The following is a 25,815-nucleotide window of genomic DNA, read 5'->3' as shown; positions in this document are numbered from 1 at the left end:
ACTCCTCAGACCAGGTGGACTGCGACGAGCAGCCAGTCGATCAGCTTGATGCCGATGAAGGGAACCAGCAGGCCGCCCAGCCCGTAGATGGCCAGGTTGCGGCGCAGCAGCGCGGCGGCGCCCACGGGCCGGTAGCGCACGCCCTTGAGCGCCAGCGGAATCAGGAACACGATGACCAGCGCATTGAAGATCACCGCGCTCAAAATGGCCGACGACGGGCTCGCCAGGCGCATCACGTTCAGCGCGCCCAGCTGCGGGTAGGTCGACACGAAGATCGCCGGAATGATGGCGAAATACTTCGCCACGTCGTTCGCGATCGAGAAGGTGGTGAGCGAGCCGCGCGTCATCAGCAGCGCCTTGCCGGTTTCCACCACCTCGAGCAGCTTGGTCGGGTTGGAGTCCAGGTCGACCATGTTGCCGGCCTCCTTGGCGGCCTGCGTGCCGCTGCCCATGGCCACGGCCACGTCGGCCTGCGCGAGCGCGGGGGCGTCGTTGGTGCCGTCGCCGGTCATGGCCACGAGGCGGCCTTCGGCCTGGTACTGGCGGATGAGCGCCAGCTTGTCTTCCGGCGTGGCCTCGGCCAGGAAGTCGTCCACGCCGGCCTCGGCGGCAATGGCGGCGGCAGTGAGCTTGTTGTCGCCGGTGATCATCACCGTCTTGATGCCCATGCGGCGCAGCTCGGCAAAGCGCTCCTTGATGTCGGCCTTGACGATGTCCTTCAGCTCGACCACGCCGAGCACGCGGTTGCCTTCGGCCACGGCCAGCGGCGTGCTGCCGCGGCGCGCGGTTTCTTCCGCGGCGCGCAGCACCTCGGGCGCCATGCTGCCGCCCAGCGCCTCGACGTGGCGGCGCACGGCCTCCACCGCGCCCTTGCGCAGCAGCACGTCGTCGGTGTCCAGGCTGTTGGGCGCCGCGGGCAGGTCGACGCCGCTCATGCGCGTCTGCGCGGTGAAGGGCACGAAGCGCGCGCCGTCGACGGCGCTGGTGTCCAGCCCGTCGCGGCGCGCCAGCTCGACGATGCTGCGGCCTTCGGGCGTCTCGTCGGCCAGCGAGGCGAACATGGCGGCGCGGGCCAGCCGTGCCTTGGTGATGCCCGGGGCGGGCAGGAACGAGGTCGCCTGGCGGTTGCCGTGCGTGATGGTGCCGGTCTTGTCCAGCAGCAGCACGTCGACGTCGCCGGCGGCTTCCACCGCGCGGCCCGAGGTGGCGATCACGTTGGCCTGCATCATGCGGCTCATGCCGGCCACGCCCACGGCCGATAGCAGCCCGCCGATGGTGGTCGGAATCAGGCACACCAGCAGCGCGACCAGCGCGGTGAGCGACACCACGGTGCCGGCGCCGGCCGCCTCCACGCTGAACACCGAGAACGGCAGCAGCGTGACGGTGACCATCAGGAACACCAGCGTCAGCGCCACAAGCAGGATGGTGAGCGCGATCTCGTTGGGCGTTTTCTGGCGCTTGGCGGCCTCGACCATGCCGATCATGCGGTCGAGAAACGACTCGCCCGGGTTCACCGACACGCGCACCACCAGCCAGTCGGACAGCACGCGGGTGCCGCCCGTCACGGCCGAGAAGTCGCCGCCCGATTCGCGCACCACCGGTGCCGATTCGCCGGTGATGGCGCTCTCGTCGACCGAGGCCACGCCTTCGATGACTTCGCCGTCCAGCGGGATCACGTCGCCGGTTTCCACCAGCACGATGTCGCCCTTGCGCAGGTTGGGCGCCTGTTCGGGCAGCCACTGCGCGCCGTGGTGCGGCTCGGTGAGCTTCTTGGCCCAGGTGTCCTTGCGCAGCCCGCGCAGCGACGCGGCCTGTGCCTTGCTGCGGCCTTCGGCCAGCGCTTCGGCGAAGTTCGCGAACAGCACGGTGAACCACAGCCACACGGTGATGGCGAGCACGAAGGCGGGCTTCATGCCGGTGTCGCCCGGGAAGCTCAGCGCATGCACCCACAGCAGCGTCGTGAGGATGCTGCCGATGTACACGATGAACATCACCGGGTTGCGCCACTGGGTGCGCGGGTTGAGCTTGGCGAAGGCGCCCCACAGAGCGGGCTTGACCAGCGCTGCGTCGAACAGCGAGAGAGAGGTTTTTGTATTGGCGGTCATGACGGGCTCCTTACTTCCAGAGCACCAGGTGCTCGACGATCGGGCCCAGGGCCAGCGCCGGCACATAGTTGAGCAAGCCGACCAGCAGCACCGTGCCGATCAGCAACGAGACGAACAGCGGGCCGTGCGTGGGCAGCGTGCCGCCGGTGACGGGCAGGCGCTTCTTGGCCGCGAGCGAGCCGGCAATGGCCAGCACCGGCACGATCATCGCGAAGCGGCCCAGCCACATGGCCAGCCCGAGCAGGCCGTTGTAGAAGGGCGTGTTGGCCGACAGGCCCGCGAAGGCGCTGCCGTTGTTGTTGGCGGCCGAGGTCAGCGCGTACAGAATTTCGGAGAAGCCGTGCGCGCCCGGGTTCGCTATGCCGGCCTTGCCCGCGCCCGCGACCACCGCCACCGCCGTGCCCGCCAGCACCAGGATGGGCGTGACCAGGATGGCGATGGAGATCAGCTTCATCTCGCACACCTCGATCTTCTTGCCGAGGTACTCGGGCGTGCGCCCGATCATCAGGCCGGCGATGAACACCGCGAGCATCGCGAAGATCAGCATGCCGTACAGGCCCGAGCCCACGCCGCCGAACACCACCTCCCCGAGCTGCATCAGCACGATGGGCACCATGCCGCCCAGCGGCGTGAGCGAGTCGTGCATGAGGTTGACCGCGCCGCACGAGGCGGCGGTGGTCACCGCGGCGAACAGGGTCGATGCGTCGATGCCGAAGCGCAGCTCCTTGCCTTCCATGTTGCCGCCGGACTGCAGCGCGCTGGCCACCTGGTCGACGCCCAGCGACGCGAGCAGCGGGTTGCCGGCCTGCTCGGCGGGCGTGATGACCATCACGGCAATGACGAACATCACCGTCATGGCGGCCAGCACGGCCCAGCCCTGGCGCATGTCGCCCACCACGCGGCCGAAGGTGAAGCACAGCGCCGCCGGGATCAGGAAGATCGCGATCATCTGCAGCAGGTTCACCAGCGCCGTCGGGTTCTCGTAAGGGTGCGCCGAGTTGGCGTTGAAGAAGCCGCCGCCGTTGGTGCCCAGCATCTTGATGGCCTCTTGCGAAGCGACCGGCCCCATGGCGAGCGTCTGCGTGGCGGTGGTGGCGTCTTCCATCACCGGCTGGCCCTTGTCGTCCTTCAGCGGCTGGCCATCGGGGCCGTTCTTCGGCTGCTGGAAGGCGGTGGTCTCCAGCGTGTTCACGGTCTTGTAGCCGTCGAAGTTCTGGATCACGCCCTGGCCCGCGAAGACCATGGCGAGCACGAACGAGATGGGCAGCAGCACCCACAGCGTGATGCGCGTCACGTCGGCCCAGAAGTTGCCGACCAGGCCCTTGCCTTCGCCGCCTTCCCCGCGCCGCGCGAAGCCGCGCACCAGCGCGAACGCCACGGCGATGCCGGTGGCGGCCGACAGAAAGTTCTGCACCGAGAGCCCGAGCATCTGCGTGAGGTAGCTCATGGTCGACTCGCCGGCGTAGCCCTGCCAGTTGGTGTTGGCCACGAAGCTCACGGCGGTGTTGAAGGCCGAGTCGCTGGACACCGCCGTCATGCCCGCGGGGTTCAGCGGCAGCCAGCCCTGCACGCGTTGCAGCGCATAGAGAAAGACAGCGCCGATGGCGTTGAAGGCCAGCAGCGCGAACGCGTAGCGCAGCCAGTGCATCGACTGCTCGGGCCGGGTGCCCGCGAGCTTGTACAGCGGCGCCTCGACGCGCTGCATCCAGCGCGGCAGGCGCTCGTTGCACATCGCGGCAAGGAACTTGCCGACGGGCCAGGCGAGCACGCCCAGCACCGCGAAGAAAAGGGCCAGCAGGCCCCAGGCGGAGGCGGTCATGTCAGAACTCCTCCGCGCAGATCAGCGCGAACACGAGGTAGGCGAAGAGGATCACGGCAATCAGGGCGCCGAAGCCGTACAGCACTTCGAGGCCGATCACGATGCGGCTCCGTCGACGGCGCCGGGCGCCTTCAAGGCGTTCGACGCCTTCGATGGGTTCTTCGGCGCGTCGAGCTTGTCCAGCCCGACCACCATGGCCCCCACCACGGCCCACAGCGCCAGCAAGGCGCCCATCCAGACGATGTCCATTCAATTGCTCCTGGAGCGAAACACAAGGCCTCCAGTCTCGGCAGCGGTGCGTAAAAACGGGGAACAGAGTCGGCGGAGCCGTATAAAGAAAGCGTAAAAACGCCGCGCCTCGGGCACCCCCGACACCCCGTGCCGTGCGCGGCACGCACAGCAGTTGTCGCCGCGCGACCCTGTGCGCGGGCTGGTGCCGTTCCTAGACTTTGCTGCGTCGCTTTCGACCAACCTCCGTCTTCAAGGAACCCACCATGTTCACTCTCTCGCGCCGCGGCCTCATGGGCACGCTGGCATGGCCTCTCGCGGCCGGCGTCGCCGGGGTCGTCGGCCGCACGGCTTCGGCAACGGCTTCGGCAACGGCTTCAGCAACGGGCTCCGCTTCCACCCCGACCCCCACGATCCGCGCCATGTCGGGCGTGCGCGCCCGCCAGCAGTTGCCGGCCAAGGGCACCGCGCTGCTCGTCATCGATTTCCAGAACGAGTACTTCACCGGCCGCATGCCCATCGCCGACGCACCGGCCGCCATGGCCCACGCCCGGCGCCTGCTCGACTGGGCCGACCGGCATGCGCTGCCGGTGTTCTAGATCCAACACGTGGCACCGGCCGATGCCGCGACCTTCGCGCAGGGCAGCGAGGCCTTCGCCTTCCACGCCGACATGCAGCCGCGCCCGCGCGACACCCTCGTGCAGAAGACCAGCGTGAGCGTCTTCGCGAGCACCGACATCGCGCAGCAGCTGCGCAAGGCCGGCGCGCAGGCGCTGGTCATTGCCGGGCTCATGACCCACGCCTGCGTGGCCGGCGCCGCGCGCGACGCGGCGGCGCAGGGCTTCGAGGTGGTGGTGGCCTCGGACGCCACGGCCACCCGCTCCATTCGCCGGGAGAACGGCGACACGGTGCCGCACGACCAATTGCACCGCGCGGCGCTGGCCGAGATCGAGGACACCTTCGGCGACGTGCTGAGCACCGCGCAGGTCGTCGCGCTGCCGCTTGCCTGAAAATGCCGGGCTTCTGAAATTACCGCGGGAGGGCGGCGCATGGACCAGCTCAAGGCGATGCGCGCCTTTCAACGCATCGCGCAGGCCAGCAGCCTGTCGGCGGCGGCGCAGTCGCTGGGCACCACGCATTCCAGCCTGTCGCGCCAATTGCAGGCACTGGAGACCTCGCTGGGCGCGCAGCTGGTGCGGCGCGACACGCGCGGCATCACGCTGACCGAGGCGGGGCAGCGCTACCTGGCGGCCTGCGCCGACATTCTTTCGCGGCTCGACGCGGCGCATGCCGACGTGGCCTCGAACGCCACCGCGCCCACCGGCACGCTGAAGGTGAGCATGCCGCTGGCCATCGCCACGCTCGACCTGCCCGAGTGGCTGCCGGCTTTCCAGGCGCGGCACGCCGGCCTGCGGCTGGAGGTGACGAGCACCGACCGCTTCACCCGGCTGGTGGCCGAAGGCATCGACGTGGCGCTGCGCATCAGCGCCGGGCTGGAAGACACCTCGCTCATGGCGCGCACGCTCGCGGTCTCCGACATGGTGCTGGTCGCGGCGCCGCGCTACCTCGTGGCGCACGGCCTGCCCCGCACCCCGGAAGACCTGGCGCACCACCAGTGCCTGCAGCACAACGGGCCCGAGAGCCCCGCGCACTGGACGCTGCACCTGCAAGGCGGCGGACAGCAGGCGTTCAGGCCCGGCGCGCGTTTCGCCTGCGACACCGTCACCGCGCTGTACGCGGCGGCCCGGTGCGGCAGCGGCATCGCGGCCTTCACATGGCACACGGTGCGCGCCGACCTGCACGCGGGCGCGCTGGTGCGCGTGCTGCCGCAGGTCACGCTCGGGCAGCGCACGTACGCGGCGCTGTACCCGCGCACGCGGCACGTGCCGCCGGCGGTGCGTGCCTTTGTCGATTTCATGGCCGAGCAGTACCGCCAGGGACCCGCGCCGCACGGATAGCCCTCGGCTATGACGGCCATTGCCACGCCGTCCTCGACAGGCCACCGGGCGCCCTTTAATAATCAAAGCACTTTCTTTGATTAATAATGGACGTCGTATGAACAAGCAATCAAGGGCGTGGCTGGGTGCCGGCCTTGCGACCGTGGTGGTAGGAGGCGCCGGCTATGGGCTTGTCGCGAAGCCCGCGCCAGCCCATGCGCAGGGCGGCGGCATGCCGCCGGCCAAGGTGGCGGTGGCCGCCGCGAAGAAGACCGAGGTGGCGCGCTTCCTGAGCGGCATCGGCACGCTGGAGGCCAACCGCCAGGTCGAGGTGCCGGCCGAGGTGGAAGGGCGCGTCGCGAAGATCCTCTTCACGCCCGGCGGCGAAGTGCGCGCCGGCCAATTGCTGGTGCAGCTGAACGACGCGCCCGAGCAAGGCGACCTCGAGCGCCTCACCGCGCAGCGCGCCAATGCCCGCGCGCTGCTGGAGCGCACGCGCCGCCTGCTGCCGCAGCAGGCCGCCACGCAGGAGCAGCTCGAACAGGCGCAGGCCGCCTTCGACCAGGCCAGCGGCGAGCTGAAGCGCGCGCAGGCGATGCGCGAGCAGAAGCAGGTCAAGGCGCCGTTCGACGGCGTGCTGGGCATTCGCCGCGTCAACCTCGGGCAGTTCGTGCGCGCGGGCGATGCGCTGGTGTCGCTCACCGACGCCCGCACGCTGTTCGCCAACCTCACGCTGCCCGAGACCGCGCTGCCCGTGCTCAAGCGCAACCAGCAGGTGGCGCTCTCGGTCGACGCGTACCCGGGGCGCGTGTTCCAGGCCCGGCTGAGCACCATCGAGCCGCAGATCGGCACCGACACGCGCACCGTGCGCCTGCAGGCCACGGTGGACAACGCCGACGGCGCGCTCACGCCCGGCATGTTCGTCAACGGAAAGGTGGCGCTGCCCGCGCGCGCCGACGCCATCACCGTGCCCGAGACCGCGCTCACCTACAGCACGCACGGCGACTCGGTGTTCGTGGTGCGCGCCGCCGAGAAGGGCGAGGGCTACACCGCGCAGCAGGTGTTCGTGAAGGCCGGCGACCGGCAGGACGGCCACGTGGTCATCGAGAAGGGCCTCGCGCCCGGCGACAAGGTCGTCACCTCGGGCCAGCTGCGGCTGTACACCGGCGCCGCCGTGGCGCCGACCGAGAAGGACACGCTGGCGCTGCAGGAGCCCCGGTCATGAAGTTCACCGACCTCTTCGTGCGCCGGCCCGTGCTGGCGCTCGTGGTGAGCACGCTCATCCTGCTGCTGGGCGCGCGTGCGCTGGGCGACCTGCCGGTGCGCCAGTACCCGCTCACCGAAAGCACCACGCTCACCATCACCACGCAGTACCCGGGCGCCTCGCCGGAGCTGATGCAGGGCTTTGTCACGCAGCCCATCGCGCAGGCGGTGGCGACCATCGAGAACGTCGACTACCTGTCGTCGTCTTCCACGCTGGGGCGCAGCGTGATCAGCGTGCGCATGAAGCTCAACGCCAACGCCAACCAGGCGCTCACGCAGGCGATGGCGCAGGTCAGCCAGGTGAAGTACCGGCTGCCGGCCGAGGCCTTCGACCCGGTCATCCTGAAGTCGTCGGGCGAGGCCACGGCCGTGGCCTACGTGGGCTTCTCGAGCAAGACGATGCCGATGCCCGCCCTCACCGACTACCTGTCGCGCGTGGTGCAGCCGCAGTTCGCGTCCATCACGGGCGTGTCGGGCGTGGAGGTGTCGGGCGGGCAGACGCTGGCGATGCGCGTGTGGCTGGACCCCAACCGCATGGCCGCGCGCGGCATCTCGGCCGGCGAGCTGGCCGACGCGCTGCGCCAGAACAACGTGCAGGCCGCGCCGGGGCAGGTGAAGGGGCTGTACGTGGTGTCGAACATTCGCGTGAACACCGACCTGGTGAACGTGGCGGAGTTCCGCGACATGGTCGTCAAGCGCGACGGTGAAGCCCTGGTGCGCCTGGGCGACGTGGCCACGGTGGAGCTGGGCGCCGCCAGCGCCGACAGCAGCGCCACCATGGACGGCGTGCCCGCCATCTACCTCGGCCTGCAGGCCGCGCCCAACGGCAACCCGCTGGTGATCGTGAAGCGCATTCGCAACCTGCTGCCCGGCATCAAGCAGAACCTGCCGCCGGGCGTGGAGGTGCAGCTGCCCTTCGAGCTGGCGCGCTTCATCGAGGCGTCGATCGACGAGGTGCAGAAGACGCTGCTGGAGGCCATCGCCATCGTGGTGCTGGTGATCTTCCTGTGCCTGGGCTCGCTGCGCGCGGTGCTCATTCCGGTGGTGACCATTCCGCTGTCGATGCTGGGCGCCGCGGCGCTGATGCTGCTGTTCGGCTTCAGCATCAACCTGCTGACCTTGCTGGCGATGGTGCTGGCCATCGGCTTGGTGGTGGACGACGCCATCGTGGTGGTGGAGAACGTGCACCGCCACATCGAGGAGGGCAAGTCGCGCGTGCAGGCCGCGTTGATCGGCGCGCGCGAAGTGGCGGGCCCGGTGATCGCGATGACGCTCACGCTGGCCGCGGTGTACGCGCCCATCGGACTCATGGGCGGGCTCACGGGCTCGCTCTTCAAGGAGTTCGCCTTCACGTTGGCCGGCGCGGTGGTGGTGTCGGGCGTGATCGCGCTCACGCTGTCGCCGGTGATGAGTTCGTTCCTGCTGCCGCGGGACGCCACCGGCAGCCGCATGGCGCGCGCGGCGGAGGCTTTCTTCCACCGCCTGTCGACGGGCTATGGCCGGCTGCTCGACGTGTCGCTGCGCCACCGCTGGGTGACGGGCGTGTTCGCGGCCGTGGTGCTGGCGAGCCTGCCCTTCCTGTACAACGCGGCTCAGCGCGAGCTGGCGCCAGGCGAAGACCAGGCCATGGTGCTCACGGCCATCAAGTCGCCGCAGCACGCCAACATCGACTACGTGGAGAAGTTCGGCAAGAAGTGGGACGAGGTGTTCGCCGCACTGCCCGAGAACACCGGGCGCTGGCTCATCAACGGCTCCGACGGCGTGGCCAACAGCATCGGCGGCGTGCAGCTCTCCGACTGGAAAGACCGCCAGCGCAACGCCGACCAGATCCAGGGCGACACGCAGGGCCGCATGAACGACGTGGAAGGCAGCAGCGTGTTCGCCTTTCAGCTCCCCTCGCTGCCGGGCTCGACCGGCGGGCTTCCGGTGCAGATGGTGATCCGCAGCGCGGGCGACCACGCCAGCGTGTTCGAGGCGATGGAAACGCTGAAGAAGGCGGCGCGCGACAGCGGCAAGTTCGCCGTGGTCGACAGCGACCTGGAGTTCAACAACCCCACGGTCGAGATCCGCGTGGACCGTGCCAAGGCCAACAGCATGGGCGTGACCATGAAGGCCATTGGCGACACGCTGGCCGTGCTGGTGGGCGAGAACTACGTCAACCGCTTCGGCATGGACGGCCGCTCTTACGACGTGATTCCGCAGTCGCCGCGCGAGCAGCGCCTGACGGCCGAGGCGCTGGCGCGCTACTTCGTGAAGAGCGCCAGCGGCCAGAGCGTGCCGCTGGCCAACCTGGTGCAGCTGTCGACCAGCGTGGGGCCCAACAAGCTCACGCAGTTCAACCAGCTCAACGCATCGACCTTCCAGGCCATTCCGATGCCGGGCGTGACCATGGGCGACGCGGTGGCCTTCCTGAGCGACGAGGCGAAGAAGCTGCCCGCCGGCTTCAGCTACGACTGGCAATCGGATGCGCGGCAGTTCACGCAGGAGGGCTCGGCGCTGGTGATGGCCTTCGTGTTCGCCATCGTGGTGATCTACCTGGTGCTGGCGGCGCAGTACGAGAGCCTGCGCGACCCGCTGATCATCCTGATCAGCGTGCCGATGTCGATCTGCGGCGCGCTGGTGCCGCTGGCGCTGGGCTTCGGCACCATCAACATCTACACGCAGATCGGGCTGGTGACGCTCATCGGGCTCATCAGCAAGCACGGCATATTGATGGTGGAGTTCGCCAACGAGATCCAGATGCACAAGGGACTCGACCGCCGCGCCTCGATCGAAGAGGCCGCGCGCATCCGGCTGCGCCCCATCCTGATGACCACGGCCGCGATGGTGATGGGCCTGGTGCCGCTGCTGTTCGCCAGCGGCGCGGGTGCCAACAGCCGCTTCAGCATCGGCCTGGTGATCGTGGTCGGCATGCTGGTGGGCACGCTGTTCACGCTGTTCGTGCTGCCCACCATGTACACGCTGCTGGCGCGCGACCACCGCCCGGCCAGCCAATCGCAACGCGCGGCCGAACTCCACGCACTGACCGAAGGCGCATGACCATGAACCGGCTTTTTTCCCTTGCAACGCCCTTCGCACTGAGCGCGCTCGTGCTCGCCGGCTGCGCGGTCGGCCCGACCTACACCGCGCCGGTGGAAGCGCCGGTCGCCATCTCGGCGCCCGAGCGCTCGCTGTTCGCGAGCGACGCGGTGCAGCGCGACTGGTGGCGCCAGCTCGACGATGCGCAGCTCGACGCGCTCATCGAGCGCGCGCTGGCCGGCAACCACGACATCCGCATCGCGCAGGCCCGCCTGCTCGAGGCCCGCGCCACGCAGGCCGAGGCCGAGCTCGACCGGCTGCCGGTGGTGACCGCGGGCGCGAGCAAGACGCGCGGCATCGCCCAGGGCAACAGCGCCGCGCAGCCCGATGTGCGTTCGCTGTCGCAGAGCAGCCGCGCGGGCTTCGACGCCTCGTGGGAAATCGACCTGTTCGGCCGGCTGAGGCGGCTCGACGACGCCGCCACCGCGCGCACCGAGGCGAGCGCGGCCGACCTGGCGCAGGTGCGCCTCGTGGCCGTGGCCGAGCTGGCGCGCAACTACTACGAGATGCGCGGCGCCGAGCAGCGCATGGCCGTGACGCGCCGCACGCTCGACAGCCTGCGCGGCAGCCTGCGCGTGACCGAGGCGCAGGTGCGCACCGGCCGCGCGCTCGAAGGCGACCTGGCCAGCGCGCAGGCCAACCTGGCGACCACCGAGAGCCAGCTGCCCGCGCTGGAAACCACGCGCCGCCAGGCCGCCTACCGCGTCGCGGTGCTGGCCGGCCTGCGCCCCGCGGAGATGGCGCCGATGCTGCAGCCGCGGGCCTTGCATGTGCTCGACAAGCGCTTGCCCATCGGCGACCTGGGCGAGCTGCTGCGCCGCCGCCCCGACGTGCTGCGCGCCGAGCGCGGGCTGGCGGCCAGCACGGCCGACGTGGGCGCGGTCACGGCCGAGCTGTACCCGCGCTTCGACATCGGCGGCTTCCTGGGCTTCGTGGCGCTGCGCGGCGCGGACCTGGGCAGCGCGTCGAGCCGCGCCTTCAGCGTGACGCCGGGCGTGAGCTGGCCGGCCCTGCGCCTGGGTTCGGTGAAGGCCCGCGTGCGCGGCGCCGAGGCCCGTGCCGAGGGCGACCGCGCGCTGTACGAGCAGACCGTGCTGCGCGCCATCGAAGACGTCGAAGGCGCGCTCACCGGCTACGGCCAGAACCAGCTGCGCCTGCAGCGGCTGGCCGAGGCATCGGCACGCAGCGCGCGCGCCGCCGAGCTGGCCGAGGTGCGCTACCGCGAAGGCGCCGCGCCGTACCTGAGCGTGCTCGACGCGCAGCGCACCCTGCTGCGCGCGCAGGACGCGGTGGCCGAGGCCGAGACGGCCTCGTACACCAGCCTGGTCGCGCTGTACAAGGCGCTGGGGGGCGGCTGGCAAGCACCCCACGATGCCAAGGGAGACGCAAGCACCTGACAATGGCCCTGTTTTCCTCCACGACCGAACTCGCCATGTCCGCACCAGATGCCAAGCCCGCCTGGATGCCGCACCAGCCGGCAGACCGCATCCTCTCCACGCTCAAGACGCGGGGCGCGCTCGGCATTCCCGACATCGCCAAGGTGCTGAACGTGACCGTGGAGGCGGTGCGCCAGCAGATGGCCAAGCTGGAGGCCGAGGGCCTGGTCGACGCCGAGAGCCGCTCCAGCGGCCGCGGCCGGCCCACGCAGATCTGGCGGCTCACCGGCGAAGGCCACAAGCGCTTTCCCGACACCCACGCCGAGATGACGGTGCAGATGATCAGCGCCGTCATCAGCGTGTTCGGCGAGAAAGGCATGGACCAGCTCATCGGCGCGCGCGAGGCCGTCATGCGCGCGAACTACAAGGAAGCCATGCGCGGCGCGCGCAGCCTGAAGACGCGGCTGGAGCGGCTGGCGGAGATTCGCAGCCGCGAGGGCTACATGGCCGAGTTCAGGGCCGAGTTCAGGACCGAGTTCAGTGCCGAGGTCAGGGCCGAGGTCAAAGCAGACGGGGACGGCCAGGAAAACCCAGGCCAGAGCTTTCTCTTCATCGAGAACCACTGCCCCATCTGCACCGCGGCGCAGGCCTGCACCGGCTTTTGCCGCAGCGAACTTCAGCTCTTCGACGAGGTGCTGGGGCCCGACGTGAGCGTGAGCCGCGTCGAGCACGTGCTGGCGGGCGCGCGGCGCTGCGCTTACCGGGTCGAACCGAAGGCGAGCGCGCCCTGAACGGCACTTGGCCCCCGCCTTTTCGCTTTACTTTTTCTCTCCCTGTTTTTCAACAACCCAAAAGGAAACCACGATGGAACACAAGCTCCCACCCCTGCCCTACGCGCTCGACGCACTGGCACCCGAGTACTCGCAGGAAACCCTGGAGTACCACTACGGCAAGCACCACAACGCCTATGTGGTGAACCTCAACAACCTGCAGAAGGGCACCGAGTTCGAATCGATGACGCTCGAGGAGATCATCAAGAAGTCGAGCGGCGGCATCTACAACAACTCGGCCCAGATCTGGAACCACACCTTCTTCTGGAACTGCATGAAGCCGCAAGGCGGCGGTGCACCGACCGGCGCGCTGGCCAAGGCCATCGATGCCAAGTGGGGCAGCTACGACGCGTTCAAGGAAGCCTTCGTGAAGTCGGCCGTGGGCAACTTCGGCTCGGGCTGGACGTGGCTGGTGAAGAAGGCCGACGGTTCTGTGGACATCGTGAACACCGGCGCCGCCGGCACGCCGCTGACCACCGAAGACACCGCGCTGCTGACCGTGGACGTCTGGGAGCACGCCTACTACATCGACTACCGCAACCTGCGCCCGAAGTTCGTCGAGACCTTCCTGGCCAAGCTGGCCAACTGGGACTTCGCGGCCAAGAACTTCGGCTGATCGACCTGCGGCAACCGGTCGACGGCCGATCAGCCGTTGATCAGGTTCAGGATGTTCCCGTCGGGGTCCTTGAACCAGGCGACCTTCATGTCTCCCATGACATGGACGTCGCCGATCAGTTGCGTGTCGGGCATGTCGTAGTGCTCGAAACGCACGCCCTTGGCCTTCAGCGCCGCCACGATGCGCTCGAGGTCGCCGTCGACCTGCCAGGTGACGGCCGTGGCCTGGTTGGTGCCCGCGAACTGCGAGCGGTACACGTTGATGCGCGTGCCGCCGCTGCGGTAGACGATGACTTCGTCGCCCTCCGTCTTGTGCTGCACCAGGCCCAGCGTGTCTTCGTAGAAGCGGCGGGCCACGGCGAGGTCTTTCACCGCCAGGTTGGCGACCGCGTCGATGTTTGCGAGCATGAGCGTCTCCTTCGACAAGAATACTCAACCGATCGGTGAAGTATTTGCCTCGCGCGGCGCCGTGTCAAGGCACCGTGTCAAAGCGCCATGCCGCCGTGTGTCGGCCCCCGCGTGTCGATACGGGCCCCATCTCGAATGAAGAAAACCCCTTGGCGCGCCTTGCGGCACACTGCACCCCCGGTGCAGTGAAGACGACCACTGCACGAGCGAACCGCCCCCTACAAAGAGACAACCCATGATCCGCAGACACCTCGGCACGCTGGCCATCGCATTGGCCCTTCCTCTCACGTTCTCGCTCGCCCTCACGGCCACCGCCCACGCCCAGGGCGCGGCCTACCCGGCCAAGCCCATCCGCATGATCGTGCCCTTCCCGCCCGGCGGCGGCACCGACATCCTGGCGCGCCTGGTGGCCCAGAAGCTCACCGAGACCGTCCACTGGACCGTGGTGCCCGACAACCGCGCCGGCGCCGGCGGCACCATCGGCATCGCCGAGGCGGCGCGCTCGGCGCCCACGGGCTACGACATCGTGATGGGCCAGAAGGACAACATGGTCGTCGCGCCCTGGCTCTACAAGAACCTGAGCTACAACCCGGTGAAGGACCTGACCGCCGTGGCCCACGTGGCCTACACGCCGGTGGTGATCGTCACGCAGGCCAACTCCAAGTTCAAGTCGCTGGACGACGTGGTGAAGGCCGCGCGCGCCGCGCCCGACACCATCACCTACGGCTCGCCCGGCAACGGCACCACCATCCACCTGGCCGGCGAGATCTTCAACAGCGCCGCCAAGATCAAGATGCGCCACGTGCCCTACAAGGGCTCCAACGCGGCCATGATGGACGTGCTGGCGGGCAACGTCGACCTGATGGTGTCGTCGGTGCCCTCGGCCATGGCGCAGATCAAGGCGGGCAAGCTGCGTCCGCTGGCCGTCACCTCGGCCAAGCGCAGCACCTCGCTGCCCGACACGCCCACCGTGGCCGAGCTCGGCTACAAGGACTTCGACGTGAGCACCTGGTACGGCGTGTTCGTGCCGGCCAAGACGCCCAAGGACGTGGTCGCCACGCTGAACGCAGAGATCAACAAGCTGTTGGCCACGCCCGAGATGCAGGCGGCCATCATTGCCCAGGGCGCGGAGCCGCAGAGCATGACGCCCGAGAAGTTCGGCGCGCTGCTGAAGACCGACTACGAGAAGTGGAAGGGCATCGTGCAAGCCTCGGGCGCGACAATCGAATAACGCCCCGCGCCGCAGAATGGTGTCTCCAGAACAAGCCGCACCGACGGCATGGAGACACCGATGGTTCTTTCGCCTTCCCGTACTTTCCATTCTTCGCACGCGCTTCTGAAGACCGCCGCGCTGGCCGCGGTGGCCGCGTTCATTCAAGGCTGCGCGCAGGCGCCGGTTGCGGGCGCTTCCGCGCCCAGCGATGCTTCGGTCGCATCGCACGTCGCCGCCGCCACGCGCTACGCCGGCAGCGACCTCGGCGCCCTGCTCGCGCTGTGCAAGCCCGCCCCCTCCACGCGGCCGGCGCAGGCCGAGCTCGACAGGAGCCTTACCGCGCTCATCGACAAGCCCGCGCCGCCGCCCGGCAAGGCCTTCGACAACCTCTACTTCGTGGGCGCCGACTGGGTGAGCGCCTGGGCGCTGAAGACCTCGGACGGCATCATCCTCATCGATGCGCTGAACAACCAGGTGGAGGCGGCCGCGCTCATCGAGGGCGGCATGCGCAAGCTGGGCCTGGACCCGGCGCAGATCAAGTACGTGGTGGTCACGCACGGCCACGGCGACCACTACGGCGGCGTGCCCTACCTCGCGCAGAAATACGGCGCGCGCGTGGTCATGAGCGAGGCCGACTGGACGATGACCGAGACCCGGCTGGAGTTCGCCACGCCGATCTGGGGCGCGCCCCCCAAGCGCGGCCCGCGCGACCTGTCGGTGAAAGATGGCGACCGCCTCACGCTGGGCGACACCACCGTCACGCTGTACCTCACGCCGGGACACACCATGGGCACGCTCTCGCCGGTGTTCGACGTGCGCGCGGGCGGGCAGGTGCACCGCGCCATGCTGTGGGGCGGCACGTCGTTCAACTTCGGCAACAACGTGCCGCGCCTGGGCAGCTACATCGACGCCACGCGGCGCATGGGCACGCTGGCGCAGGCGCAGAAGATCGACGTGCTGGTGTCGAACCACTCGGGCTTCGATGGGTCGCAGGCCAAGCTGGCGGCGCTGCGGCAGCAGCCGGCGGGGGCGAACCCGTTCGTGCTGGGGACGCCGACGGTGGAGCGGGCGTTGAATGTGATGGGGGAATGCGCGCAGGCGCAGCGTGACCGGTTTGCGATGCAGAAGTGATCGTCCGAGAGCGCGCGCGTGCGAACCGCGGCTCTTGCTCCCTCTCCCCTCGGGGAGAGGGCTGGGGTGAGGGTGGCGGCAATGAAGACTGCGCGATGTTGTCGGGCCGCCGGCCCTCACCCTGACCCTCTCCCCAGGGGGAGAGGGGACAAGCCCACGAAGGCTGCACTCAGTCCGGCACGAACTTCGTATTGAAGATATCCACGTCCGTCTCCAGCTCGAACGTCGCCACCTGCCCCATCTTTCCGTCGCTCATCCTGCACGCAGAAAACAGGCTGAAGCGGCCCTTGAAATAGAACTCGTCCATCACGATCAGCGCGTACGGGTACGGCACGAAGACCTGGTGCTCGAAGATGACGCGGTGCACGTTCCGCGGCGACGGAAAGAGCTTGTAGTCGTTGGTGTCTATCGACTTGGCGGTGGCCATGGTGTGCTGCCGTTTCTTGCGTGAGGGTGCCGTTCAGGCCGGGTCGCGCACGTCGGCCACGGGGTTCGCGCCGAAGTCTTCGCGCGCCAGGTACTTCAGCACCTTGGCCGCGGCCGTGGCGGGGCTGTCGAGCATGCCTTCGTTCTTCATCTTCTCGAAGCGCGTGCGGTCCGGAAACTTCTCGGCCGAGGCGCCGCGCAGCTGCACCTGCATGTCGGTGTCGATCACGCCCGGCGCCAGCGAGACGATGCGCGCGCCGTTCGGCGCTTGCGCCTCCTCGAGCGCCACGGCACGCGAGAAGTGGTCCATGCCGGCCTTGGCGCCGCAGTACGGCGCCTGGCTGCCCATGGCGTTGCGGCCCAGGCCCGACGAGATGTTCAGCACCTTGCGCGCGCCGCGCCATTCGCGCGTGGCACCCAGGAACGCGGAGGTCAGCAACATCGGCGCCTCCAGCCCGATGCGCAGCGCCAGCGACAGCTCGGCGGCCACCGCGCCCGACAGGGGCGCGGGGTTGCCCACGGTGCCGGCGTTGTTGATGAGCGTGACGCTGTCGAAGCGCTGGCCGTCCAGCGTCTTCAGCCAGTCCGACAGGCGCGCCGCGGCGGCCACGGGGTCGGACAGGTCCTGCTCCCATTGCGTGAGCTCGGCGCCGGCGGCCTCGGCCTTGCCGGCCAGCGCCGCGAGCTCGGGGTTCTGCTTGCGCGAAATGCCCAGCACCACGTGGCCGGCCTGCAGCAGCTGTTCGGCCATGGCCTGGCCCAGGCCGCGCGAGGCGCCGGTGATGAGGGTGAGGTGGGAAGCGGTCATCTGGAAAAGTCTTTCTGGAACGAAGGCGGCAAGGGTAAGGGCAATCGAATAACGGCGCGGCGCGCTCAGCCGGTCTTGAACTGCTTGCGCAAGAAGGCGCGGTGGCGCGCGATGTGCTCCAGCTGCGCGGGCGCGACGGTGCCGCCCAGGTCGACCTCGTCCGCGCCGTTGAGCACGGCGTTGGCGTTGTCCATGGCGCGCGCCACCACCTCCTGCTCGCTCACGCCGAGCTGCGCCGCCAGGTCGAGCGCCACGCGGCGCATGGCGCGCTGCGACAGCATCCACATGGCGCCGAAGCGGTCCCAGGCGAGCGCGGCCTCGTCGGCGTTCTCGCGGTCGGCCAGGATCTCGGCGAGCGGCTTGGCCAGCACCTGGTGGAGCGCGTCGAGCTGCTCGGTGAGCTGCTCGTTGCGCTCCAAGGCTTCCTCGAGCGTGGGGCCGTCGGGCTTTGGTTTGGCCTTCGCGGTTTCGGGCGGCGGGATGAAAGCGGCCTGCGCATTGGCGGGCACGATCTGGATCTGGTCTTCGAGGCTCATTGGGTTTCCATTTCAGCGGTGCTGTTCGCGGCACTGCCCGCAGCAGGGTTCGCGGCGGGGTTCGCAGCGGGGTTGTTCTTCTTGTTCGACATCGCGCTCACGCGCAGGCCCGGCAGGTCGAGCACGCGCAGGCCACCGTACTCCACGCGGATCAACCCCTGCGCCGAGAGGCCGTTCAGCGCCTCGTTCACGCGCTGGCGCGACAGGCCCACCAGGTACGCCAGCTCCTGCTGCGTGATGCGCAGGACCTCGCCCACGCCCGGATACAGCACCGGGTTGAACAGCGACACCAGGTTGCGCGCCACGCGGGCGTCGGGGTTGTTGAGGCGGTCGATTTCCAGCGCCGCGATGAACTGGCCGAGCCGCTCGTTGAGCTGGTTCATCACGAAGCGGTTGAAGCCGATGGAGTGGTCCAGCAGCCAGTGGAAGCTCTCGATGGGCAGGCCCGCCACCACGCTGCGGCGCAGCGCCTGGATGTTGTAGCGGTAGGGCTCGCGCTTCATCACCGTGCCTTCGCCGAACCAGCCGCCGGGCGGCACGCCGGTGTAGGTGACCGAGCCGCCGTCGGCGTTGTCGTTGCTCATCTTCAGGAGCCCCTCGACCACGCCGAACCAGTAGGTGGGCGAGCGCCCGACGCGGCACACCAGGTCGCCGGGCTCGGCCTCGCCCACCACCAGCGTGGCCTCGGCGCGGCGGCGCTCGGCGGGCGTGAGCGTGTGCAGCCAGGGAATGCTGCCGAGCTCGGCACCGTTGGGGGGACGCACGCGGTCCTTGATGGAACCGCCGAGCACGTTGTTGGAGGAAAGGTTGCCAGCAGGCATCGGGAAACTCCGGGGAGTAGTGTCCCTAGGATTGTCGTTGGAACGACAACCGGGCGTCAAAGTGAGACCTACGATCCGCCCACTGTGCAAACTACCGCTCCCACCTTCCCCCGTCTGCTGCTCGCGCATGCCGAGGCCCGACCCGAATCGCCCGCCGTGCGCGAGAAGGACCTCGGCATCTGGCAAACCTGGACCTGGAACGCCGTGGCGCAGGAAGTGCGCGAAATGGCCTGCGGCCTGGCGAGCCTCGGCTTCAAGGCCTTCGACAACCTGGCCATCGTGGGCGCCAACCGGCCGCACCTGTACATGGCGGTGGTCGCCGCGCAGAGCCTGCGCGGCGTGCCCGTGCCGCTGTACCAGGACGCGGTGGCCGGCGAGATGGTCTTCATGCTGCAGGACGCCGCCATCGAGTTCGTGGTCGTCGAAGACCAGGAGCAGGTCGACAAGCTGCTGGAGTGCCGCGAGCTGCAGAAAGAGCGCTACCCCTGCATCCGCCACATCATCTACGACGACCCCAAGGGCCTGCGCCACTACGACCAGCCCGGGCTCATCAGCTACGAGCAGCTGCGCGCGCTGGGCCGCGAGTTCGACAAGGCCAACCTGGGCTACTACGACCGCGCGGTGGCCGCCGGCGAGGCGACCGACGTGGGCGTCATCCTCTACACCTCGGGCACCACCGGGCGGCCCAAGGGCGTGTGCCAGACGCATGCGAGCTTCATCGCGGCGGGCCGCGGCGGCGTGGAGACCGACCGGCTCGGCCCCGGCGACGACATCATGAGCTACCTGCCGATGGCGTGGGTGGGCGACCACCTGTTCTCGGTGGCGCAGTGGCTGGTGGGCGGCTTCACGCTGAACTGCCCCGAGTCGAGCGAGACGGTGATGAACGACATGCGCGAGATCGGCCCGAGCTACTACTTCGGCCCGCCGCGCACCTTCGAAGGGCTGCTCACGGCCGTGTCCATCCGCATGGAAGACGCGGCCGCGCCCAAGCGCTGGCTGTACGCGAAGTTCATGGCGCTGGCGCAGCGCGTGGGCGCCGACATCCTCAACGGCGCGCCGGTGAGCGCGGGCGACCGCCTGATGTATGCCGTGGGCAACCTGCTGGTCTACGGGCCGCTGCGCAACGTGCTGGGCATGAGCCGCATCCGCGTGGCGTACACCGCGGGCGCGGCCATCGGGCCCGACCTGTTCCGCTTCTACCGCTCCATCGGCGTGAACCTGAAGCAGTTCTACGGCCAGACCGAGACCTGCGCCTACGTGTGCCTGCAGCAGGACGGCAAGGTCAAGCTGCAGACCGTGGGCACCGCCGCGCCGGGCATCGAGCTGAAGATCTCGGACGACGGCGAGGTGCTGGTGCGCGGCGTGTCGGTGCTCAAGGAGTACTACAAGCGCCCCGACGCCACCGCCGAGGTGCTGGACGCCAACGGCTACTTCCACACCGGCGACGCGGGCGTGCTCGACAGCGAAGGGCACCTGCGCATCATCGACCGCGCCAAGGACGTGGGCAAGCTCGTGGGCGGCGCCATGTTCGCGCCCAACTACATCGAGAACAAGCTCAAGTTCTTCCCGCAGATCAAGGAAGCGGTGTGCTTCGGCAACGGGCGCGACGAGGTGTGCGCGGCCATCAACATCGACTTCGAGGCGGTGGGCAACTGGGCCGAGCGGCGCGGGCTCGCCTACGGCGGCTACGTCGACCTGGCGGGCAAGCCCGACGTGCTGGCGCTCATTGCCGAGTGCATCGGCAAGGTCAACGCCGACCTCGCGGGCGAGGACGGCATGGGCGAGACGCAGATCGCGCGCTTCCTGGTGCTGCACAAGGAACTCGACCCCGACGACGACGAGCTCACCCGCACGCGCAAGGTGCGCCGCGGCTTCATCGCCGAGAAATACGCGGTGCTGCTCGAGGCGCTGTACGGTGGCAAGACCGAGCAGTTCATCGAGACGCAGGTCAAGTTCGAGGACGGCCGCACGGGCGCGGTGAGCGCCACGCTGAAGATCGTCGAGGCGAAGACCTTTCCCATCGTGAAGGCAGCGGCATGAGCGCGCGAAAGACCGGCGACGTCATCCTCGACGTGCAGAACATCTCGCTGAGCTTCGGCGGCGTGAAGGCGCTGACAGACATCAGCTTCAACGTGCGCGAGCACGAGGTGCGCGCCATCATCGGGCCGAACGGCGCGGGCAAGAGCTCGATGCTGAACTGCATCAACGGCGTGTACTGGCCGCAGCAGGGCTCCATCACCTTCCGCGGCCAGACCTTCAAGCACATGAACTCGCGCCAGGTGGCCGAGATGGGCGTGGCGCGCACGTTCCAGAACCTGGCGCTGTTCAAGGGCATGAGCGTGCTCGACAACATCATGACGGGGCGCAACCTGAAGATGAAGAGCGGCCTGCTGGCGCAGGCATTGCGCTGGGGCCCGGCCGAACGCGAAGAGCTGCGGCACCGCGAGTTCGTCGAGCACATCATCGACTTCCTGGAGATCCAGCCGCACCGCAAGACGCCGGTGGGCCGCCTGCCCTACGGCCTGCAGAAGCGCGTGGACCTGGGCCGCGCGCTGGCCATGGAGCCGCAGGTGCTGCTGCTGGACGAGCCCATGGCCGGCATGAACGTGGAGGAAAAGCAGGACATGAGCCGCTTCATCCTCGACGTGAACGACGAGTTCGGCGCCACCATCGTTCTCATCGAGCACGACATGGGCGTGGTGATGGACATCTCCGACCGCGTGGTGGTGCTGGACTACGGCAAGAAGATCGGCGACGGCACGCCCGACGAGGTTCGGAACAACGAAGACGTGATCCGGGCTTATCTCGGCGCGGAACACTAGGAACGGCGGGCCCCATGGGTTTCTTTCTCGAAACGATTTTCGGCGGCTTGATGGCCGGCATGCTCTACGCGCTGGTGGCGCTGGGCTTCGTGCTGATCTTCAAGGCCTCGGGCGTCTTCAACTTCGCGCAGGGCGCGATGGTGCTGTTCGCCGCGCTCGCGATGGCGCGCTTCGCCGAATGGATACCGAAGTGGCTGGGCTTCCAGAGCGTGGTGCTGGGCGCCGTGCTCGGCTTCATCGCCGCGGCGGCGTGCATGGTGGCGGTGGCCTGGCTCATCGAGCGGCTCGCGCTGCGCCGGCTGGTCAACCAGGAGGGCATCACGCTGCTCATGGCCACGCTGGGCATCTCGTACGTGCTCGACGGCGCGGGCCAGCTGATCTTCGGCAGCGCCACCTACAAGATCGACATCGGCATGCCCAAGGACCCGCTGCTGGTGCTTGAGAACGTGTTCGAAGGCGGCCTGCTGCTGAGCAAGGAAGACCTCTACGCCGCCGTGATCGCCGCCGCGCTGGTGGTGGCGCTGACGCTGTTCTTCCAGAAGACCGGCACCGGCCGCGCCCTGCGCGCGGTGGCCGACGACCACCAGGCCGCGCAGTCGATCGGCATTCCGCTGGCGCGCATCTGGGTCATCGTGTGGTCCATCGGCGGCATCGTCGCGCTGGTAGCGGGAATGATCTGGGGCAGCAAGCTGGGCGTGCAGTTTTCCATCTCGCTGGTGGCGCTGAAGGCGTTTCCGGTGGTGATCCTGGGCGGCCTGACCTCGGTGCCCGGCGCCATCCTGGGCGGGCTGATCATCGGCACGGGCGAGAAGGTGTCGGAGATCTACCTGGGCCCGTTCCTGGGCGGCGGCATCGAGAACTGGTTTGCCTACGTGCTCGCGCTGGCGGTGCTGCTGGTCAGGCCGCAGGGCCTGTTCGGCGACAAGATCATCGACCGCGTCTAAAGGCACACAAAGATGTTCTACAGAGAAAACGGCCAATTCAAGAGCAGCTACCGCGCCGACCTTGCGCTGTTCCCGGTGGCGCAAGACCGCTGGGCCATGCTGGCGCTGGCGGCCATTGCCTTCGTGGCGGTGCCGCTGCTGGCCAGCGACTACAGCTTTCGCGCGGTGCTCATTCCCTTCCTCATCCTGGCGCTGGCCGCCATCGGGCTGAACGTGCTGGTGGGCTACTGCGGGCAGATCTCGCTGGGCACCGGCGCCTTCATGGCGGTGGGCGCCTACGCGGCCTACAACCTGCAGGTGCGCATCGAGGGCATGCCGCTGCTGGTGGCGCTCATCGGCGGCGGGCTGGCGGCCACGGTGGTGGGGGTGCTGTTCGGCATACCGAGCCTGCGCATCCGCGGGCTGTACCTGGCGGTGGCCACGCTGGCCGCGCAGTTCTTCATGGACTGGTTCACCAACCGCGTGAAGTGGGTCACCAACGATTCGTCCTCGGGCTCGGTGAGCGTCAACTCGCTGCAGATGCTGGGCTACGAGTTCAACACGCCCACGCAGAAGTACCTGCTGTGCCTGAGCCTGGTGGTGGTGTTCGCGCTGCTGGCCAAGAACCTGGTGCGCGGCGCCATCGGGCGCGAATGGATGGCCATGCGCGACATGGACGTGGCCGCCTCGGTGATCGGCATTCGCCCGGTGTACGCCAAGCTCACGGCCTTCGCGGTGAGCAGCTTCATCGTGGGCGTGGCCGGCGCGCTCTGGGGCTTCGTGCACCTGGGCGCGTGGGAGCCCGCGGCCTTCGGCATCGACAAGTCGCTGCAGCTGCTGTTCATGATCATCATCGGCGGGCTGGGCTCCATTGCCGGCAGCTTCTTCGGCGCGGCCTTCATCGTGCTGCTGCCGCTGCTGCTGAACTACGTGCCGCACTGGCTGGGGCTGTCGATTTCGACGGCCACCGCGTCGCACCTGGAACACATGATCTTCGGCGCGCTCATCGTGTTCTTCCTGATCGTCGAGCCGCACGGCCTGGCGCGGCTGTGGTCCACCGCGCGGCAGAAGCTGCGGCTGTGGCCCTTCCCGCACTGACCCCCGGCATCCAGCTACCGCATCCGGTTACCGCATCCCGTTTCACCACGCACTCACGTGCTCAATAAAAGGAGACAAGCCATGCAATTCAGGAAACTCGCACGCACCGCGGCACTTGCCGCTGCGGGGCTTTCGATGGCCGTCGCGGGCTCGCTCGCGCAGGCCCAGCCGGCCGAGCAGTTCGTGCCGCTGCTGGTCTACCGCACCGGCCAGTTCGCACCGCTGGGCATTCCATGGGCCGACGGCAAGCAGGACTACCTGAAGCTGGTGAACGCGCGCGACGGCGGCGTCAACGGCGTGAAGCTCACGTACGAAGAATGCGAAACCGCCTACGACGCGGCCAAGGGCGTGGAGTGCTACGAGCGCCTGAAGGCCAAGGGCTCGGGCGCCTCGGGCTTCGACACGCAGTCCACCGGCATCACCTTCGCGGTGACCGACAAGGCCTTCGTCGACAAGGTGGTCGTCGAGACCCCGGGCTACGGCCTGTCGCAGTCGGCCGACGGCACGGTGTTCGAGTGGAACTTTCCGCTGCTGGGCACCTACTGGACCGCGGCCGACGTGATGATCCAGGACATTGCGAAGAAGGAGAAGGGCAACCTCAAGGGCAAGAAGATCGCGCTGGTCTACCACGACTCGCCCTACGGCAAGGAACCGATTCCGCTGCTGCAGAAGCGCGCCGCGGCCGAGGGCTTCGAGCTCTCGCTGTTCCCGGTCACGCCGCCCGGCGTGGAGCAGAAGTCGACCTGGCTGCAGATTCGCCAGCAGAAGCCCGACTACGTGCTGTTCTGGTCGGCCGGCGTGATGACGCCCGCCGGCATTCGCGAGGCGCAGGCCAGCGGCTACCCGCGCGAGAAGATCTACGCGGTGTGGTGGGCCGGATCGGACCATGACGTGAAGGACATCGGCGCCGGCGCCAAGGGCTACAACGCCATCACGCTGCACAACAGCGCGGCCAAGGACAAGGTGCACGACGACCTGAAGAAGCTGGTGTACGACAAGGGCCAGGGCACCGGCCCGGCCGACGGCATCGGCTCCATCGCGCACACCCGCGGCATGATGATCTCGATGCTGCAGGTCGAGGCAATCCGCACCGCGCAAGAGAAGTACGGCAAGGGCAAGCCGCTGTCGCCCGAGCAGGTGCGCTGGGGCTTCGAGAACCTGAACCTCACGGCCGACAAGCTCAAGGCGCTGGGCTTCGGCGAAGTCATGCGGCCGGTGAAGACCTCGTGCAGCAACCACATGGGCGACGACTGGGCGCGCATCGTGCAGTGGGACGGCGGCAAGTGGGAGATCAAGTCGGACTGGTACCAATCGGACAAGACCCACATCGACCCGCTGGTGAAGGAATACGCGGCCAAGTACGCGAAGGACAAGAACGTCAAGCCGCGCGCCTGCTCGTAAGGCACCGCACGGGGGCTGCGCGCGGCGCGGCCCTCCCCGTCGGCTCCGTCGCGAGCCGGCATCTGAAAGGCGGGGCATGCGCACGACCACGCACACGACCACGGCCGCCTTCCACATGCTTCGGACATCACCATGAGCGAACCCAACATCCTTCTCAACGTCAACGGCATCGAGGTGATCTACAACCACGTGATCCTCGTGCTGAAGGGCGTGTCGCTCTCGGTGCCCGACGGCGGCATCGTGGCGCTGCTCGGCGGCAACGGCGCGGGCAAGACGACCACGCTGCGCGCGGTGAGCAACCTGCTGGCGGGCGAGCGCGGCGCGGTCACCAAGGGCACCATCGAGCTGCGCGGCGAGCGCATCGAGGCGCTGTCGCCGGCCGAGCTGGTGCGGCGCGGGCTGATCCAGGTGATGGAAGGCCGCCACTGCTTCGCCCACCTGACCATCGAGGAAAACCTGATGACCGGCGCCTACACGCGCACCGACGGCAAGGCCGCGGTGCAGCAGACGCTGGAGAAGGTCTACGCGTACTTTCCGCGGCTGAAGACGCGGCGCGCCTCGCAGGCGGCCTACACCTCGGGCGGCGAGCAGCAGATGTGCGCCATCGGCCGCGCGCTGATGGCCAACCCGACCATGGTGCTGCTCGACGAACCGTCGATGGGCCTGGCGCCGCAGATCGTCGAAGAGGTGTTCGAGATCGTGAAAGACCTGAACACCAAGGAGCGCGTGACCTTCCTGCTGGCCGAGCAGAACACCAACATGGCGCTGCGCTACGCGGACTATGGCTACATCCTGGAAAACGGCCGCATCGTGATGGACGGCGAGGCCAGGAGCCTGCGCGAGAACGAGGACGTGAAGGAGTTCTACCTCGGCGTCGGCGGCGCGGACCGCAAGAGCTTTCGCGACGTGAAGAGCTACAAGCGGCGCAAGAGGTGGCTGGCTTGATGGGTGCACCCGCGTCGCAAGACCGAACTGAA

At 68.5% G+C, this 25,815-nt stretch carries 23 protein-coding genes and 1 pseudogene; 15 read left to right on the top strand and 9 right to left on the bottom strand.

The features are described from left to right. Positions 1-5 precede the first annotated feature (5 nt). The 4 genes from kdpB to QTI51_RS34160 are packed head-to-tail and all read right to left on the bottom strand — an operon-like array spanning position 6 to position 4,173. On the bottom strand, positions 6-2,105 hold the full coding sequence (gene kdpB / locus QTI51_RS34175) for a potassium-transporting ATPase subunit KdpB (RefSeq protein WP_116910229.1): 2,100 nt from the start codon (positions 2,103-2,105) through the stop codon (positions 6-8). Between the two features lie 10 nt (positions 2,106-2,115). Beyond that, positions 2,116-3,924, bottom strand: a complete 1,809-nt coding sequence (gene kdpA / locus QTI51_RS34170) for a potassium-transporting ATPase subunit KdpA (RefSeq protein ID WP_116910230.1) — start codon at positions 3,922-3,924, stop codon at positions 2,116-2,118. A 1-nt stretch (position 3,925) separates the two neighbouring features. After that, positions 3,926-4,024 (bottom strand): K(+)-transporting ATPase subunit F, encoded by a 99-nt coding sequence (kdpF, locus tag QTI51_RS34165; RefSeq protein WP_116910231.1) that lies wholly within the window; start codon positions 4,022-4,024, stop codon positions 3,926-3,928. Next, complete coding sequence (locus QTI51_RS34160; RefSeq protein WP_165840357.1) at positions 4,021-4,173, bottom strand: hypothetical protein; 153 nt, start codon at positions 4,171-4,173, stop codon at positions 4,021-4,023. The genes kdpF and QTI51_RS34160 overlap by 4 nt, the downstream gene beginning before the upstream one ends. A 401-nt stretch (positions 4,174-4,574) precedes the next feature. Here QTI51_RS34160 and QTI51_RS34155 point away from each other — a divergent pair. From QTI51_RS34155 to QTI51_RS34125, 7 genes and pseudogenes are all read left to right on the top strand, one after another. After that, positions 4,575-5,162: pseudogene (locus QTI51_RS34155) on the top strand (cysteine hydrolase family protein). Between the two features lie 39 nt (positions 5,163-5,201). Next, positions 5,202-6,110 (top strand): LysR family transcriptional regulator, encoded by a 909-nt coding sequence (locus QTI51_RS34150; protein ID WP_116910232.1) that lies wholly within the window; start codon positions 5,202-5,204, stop codon positions 6,108-6,110. 97 nt (positions 6,111-6,207) lie between these two features. Beyond that, positions 6,208-7,314 carry an efflux RND transporter periplasmic adaptor subunit gene (locus QTI51_RS34145; protein ID WP_116910233.1) on the top strand — a complete coding sequence of 369 codons (1,107 nt, stop codon included), beginning with the start codon at positions 6,208-6,210 and terminating at the stop codon, positions 7,312-7,314. Continuing rightward, positions 7,311-10,391, top strand: a complete 3,081-nt coding sequence (locus QTI51_RS34140) for a MexW/MexI family multidrug efflux RND transporter permease subunit (protein ID WP_116910234.1) — start codon at positions 7,311-7,313, stop codon at positions 10,389-10,391. Before QTI51_RS34145 ends, QTI51_RS34140 begins: the two co-directional genes overlap by 4 nt. Then, positions 10,388-11,827 carry an efflux transporter outer membrane subunit gene (locus tag QTI51_RS34135; RefSeq protein ID WP_116910235.1) on the top strand — a complete coding sequence of 480 codons (1,440 nt, stop codon included), beginning with the start codon at positions 10,388-10,390 and terminating at the stop codon, positions 11,825-11,827. Before QTI51_RS34140 ends, QTI51_RS34135 begins: the two co-directional genes overlap by 4 nt. Before the next feature lie 35 nt (positions 11,828-11,862). Beyond that, positions 11,863-12,597, top strand: a complete 735-nt coding sequence (locus tag QTI51_RS34130) for a helix-turn-helix transcriptional regulator (protein WP_286517474.1) — start codon at positions 11,863-11,865, stop codon at positions 12,595-12,597. Between the two features lie 73 nt (positions 12,598-12,670). After that, the gene (locus tag QTI51_RS34125; RefSeq protein ID WP_116910236.1) at positions 12,671-13,252 is read left to right on the top strand and encodes a superoxide dismutase; all 582 of its coding nucleotides are present in this window, start codon (positions 12,671-12,673) and stop codon (positions 13,250-13,252) included. 29 nt (positions 13,253-13,281) lie between these two features. On the opposite strand, the gene QTI51_RS34120 is transcribed toward QTI51_RS34125, so the two are convergent. Continuing rightward, positions 13,282-13,659, bottom strand: coding sequence for a VOC family protein (locus QTI51_RS34120; RefSeq protein WP_116910490.1), 378 nt, complete (start codon positions 13,657-13,659; stop codon positions 13,282-13,284). A 235-nt stretch (positions 13,660-13,894) separates the two neighbouring features. On the opposite strand from QTI51_RS34120, the gene QTI51_RS34115 reads away from it, so the two are divergent. Beyond that, positions 13,895-14,890 (top strand): Bug family tripartite tricarboxylate transporter substrate binding protein, encoded by a 996-nt coding sequence (locus QTI51_RS34115; RefSeq protein WP_116910237.1) that lies wholly within the window; start codon positions 13,895-13,897, stop codon positions 14,888-14,890. A 60-nt stretch (positions 14,891-14,950) separates the two neighbouring features. After that, on the top strand, positions 14,951-16,003 hold the full coding sequence (locus QTI51_RS34110) for an MBL fold metallo-hydrolase (RefSeq protein ID WP_116910238.1): 1,053 nt from the start codon (positions 14,951-14,953) through the stop codon (positions 16,001-16,003). A 169-nt stretch (positions 16,004-16,172) separates the two neighbouring features. Here QTI51_RS34110 and QTI51_RS34105 read toward each other — a convergent pair whose 3' ends face one another. The 4 genes from QTI51_RS34105 to QTI51_RS34090 form a co-directional block, all read right to left on the bottom strand. Continuing rightward, entirely contained in the window at positions 16,173-16,430 is a 258-nt protein-coding gene (locus QTI51_RS34105; protein ID WP_116910239.1) for a hypothetical protein, read from the bottom strand. A gap of 33 nt (positions 16,431-16,463) precedes the next feature. Beyond that, positions 16,464-17,237, bottom strand: a complete 774-nt coding sequence (locus tag QTI51_RS34100) for an SDR family NAD(P)-dependent oxidoreductase (RefSeq protein ID WP_116910240.1) — start codon at positions 17,235-17,237, stop codon at positions 16,464-16,466. 65 nt (positions 17,238-17,302) lie between these two features. After that, positions 17,303-17,773, bottom strand: coding sequence for a hypothetical protein (locus QTI51_RS34095; protein WP_116910241.1), 471 nt, complete (start codon positions 17,771-17,773; stop codon positions 17,303-17,305). Then, positions 17,770-18,594, bottom strand: coding sequence for a Crp/Fnr family transcriptional regulator (locus QTI51_RS34090; RefSeq protein ID WP_286517472.1), 825 nt, complete (start codon positions 18,592-18,594; stop codon positions 17,770-17,772). The genes QTI51_RS34095 and QTI51_RS34090 overlap by 4 nt, the downstream gene beginning before the upstream one ends. Before the next feature lie 84 nt (positions 18,595-18,678). On the opposite strand from QTI51_RS34090, the gene QTI51_RS34085 reads away from it, so the two are divergent. From QTI51_RS34085 to QTI51_RS34060, 6 genes are all read left to right on the top strand, one after another. Next, positions 18,679-20,634 carry an AMP-dependent synthetase/ligase gene (locus QTI51_RS34085; RefSeq protein WP_116910242.1) on the top strand — a complete coding sequence of 652 codons (1,956 nt, stop codon included), beginning with the start codon at positions 18,679-18,681 and terminating at the stop codon, positions 20,632-20,634. Then, positions 20,631-21,416 carry an ABC transporter ATP-binding protein gene (locus QTI51_RS34080; protein ID WP_116910243.1) on the top strand — a complete coding sequence of 262 codons (786 nt, stop codon included), beginning with the start codon at positions 20,631-20,633 and terminating at the stop codon, positions 21,414-21,416. Before QTI51_RS34085 ends, QTI51_RS34080 begins: the two co-directional genes overlap by 4 nt. 14 nt (positions 21,417-21,430) lie before the next feature. Then, on the top strand, positions 21,431-22,360 hold the full coding sequence (locus QTI51_RS34075; protein ID WP_116910244.1) for a branched-chain amino acid ABC transporter permease: 930 nt from the start codon (positions 21,431-21,433) through the stop codon (positions 22,358-22,360). 12 nt (positions 22,361-22,372) lie between these two features. Next, positions 22,373-23,437: a branched-chain amino acid ABC transporter permease gene (locus QTI51_RS34070; protein WP_116910245.1), complete on the top strand. Its 1,065-nt coding sequence runs from the start codon at positions 22,373-22,375 to the stop codon at positions 23,435-23,437. An 81-nt stretch (positions 23,438-23,518) separates the two neighbouring features. Further along, the gene (locus QTI51_RS34065; RefSeq protein WP_116910246.1) at positions 23,519-24,838 is read left to right on the top strand and encodes an ABC transporter substrate-binding protein; all 1,320 of its coding nucleotides are present in this window, start codon (positions 23,519-23,521) and stop codon (positions 24,836-24,838) included. A 132-nt stretch (positions 24,839-24,970) separates the two neighbouring features. Beyond that, positions 24,971-25,783 carry an ABC transporter ATP-binding protein gene (locus QTI51_RS34060; protein WP_116910247.1) on the top strand — a complete coding sequence of 271 codons (813 nt, stop codon included), beginning with the start codon at positions 24,971-24,973 and terminating at the stop codon, positions 25,781-25,783. Positions 25,784-25,815: the final 32 nt, after the last annotated feature.

The organism is Variovorax sp. J22G73 (assembly GCF_030317035.1).
In the GTDB taxonomy this organism is placed as follows: Bacteria; Pseudomonadota; Gammaproteobacteria; order Burkholderiales; family Burkholderiaceae_C; genus Variovorax.
The sequence above is the reverse complement of the archived record's forward strand: the minus strand, read 5'-3'. Positions and strand labels throughout refer to the sequence as shown.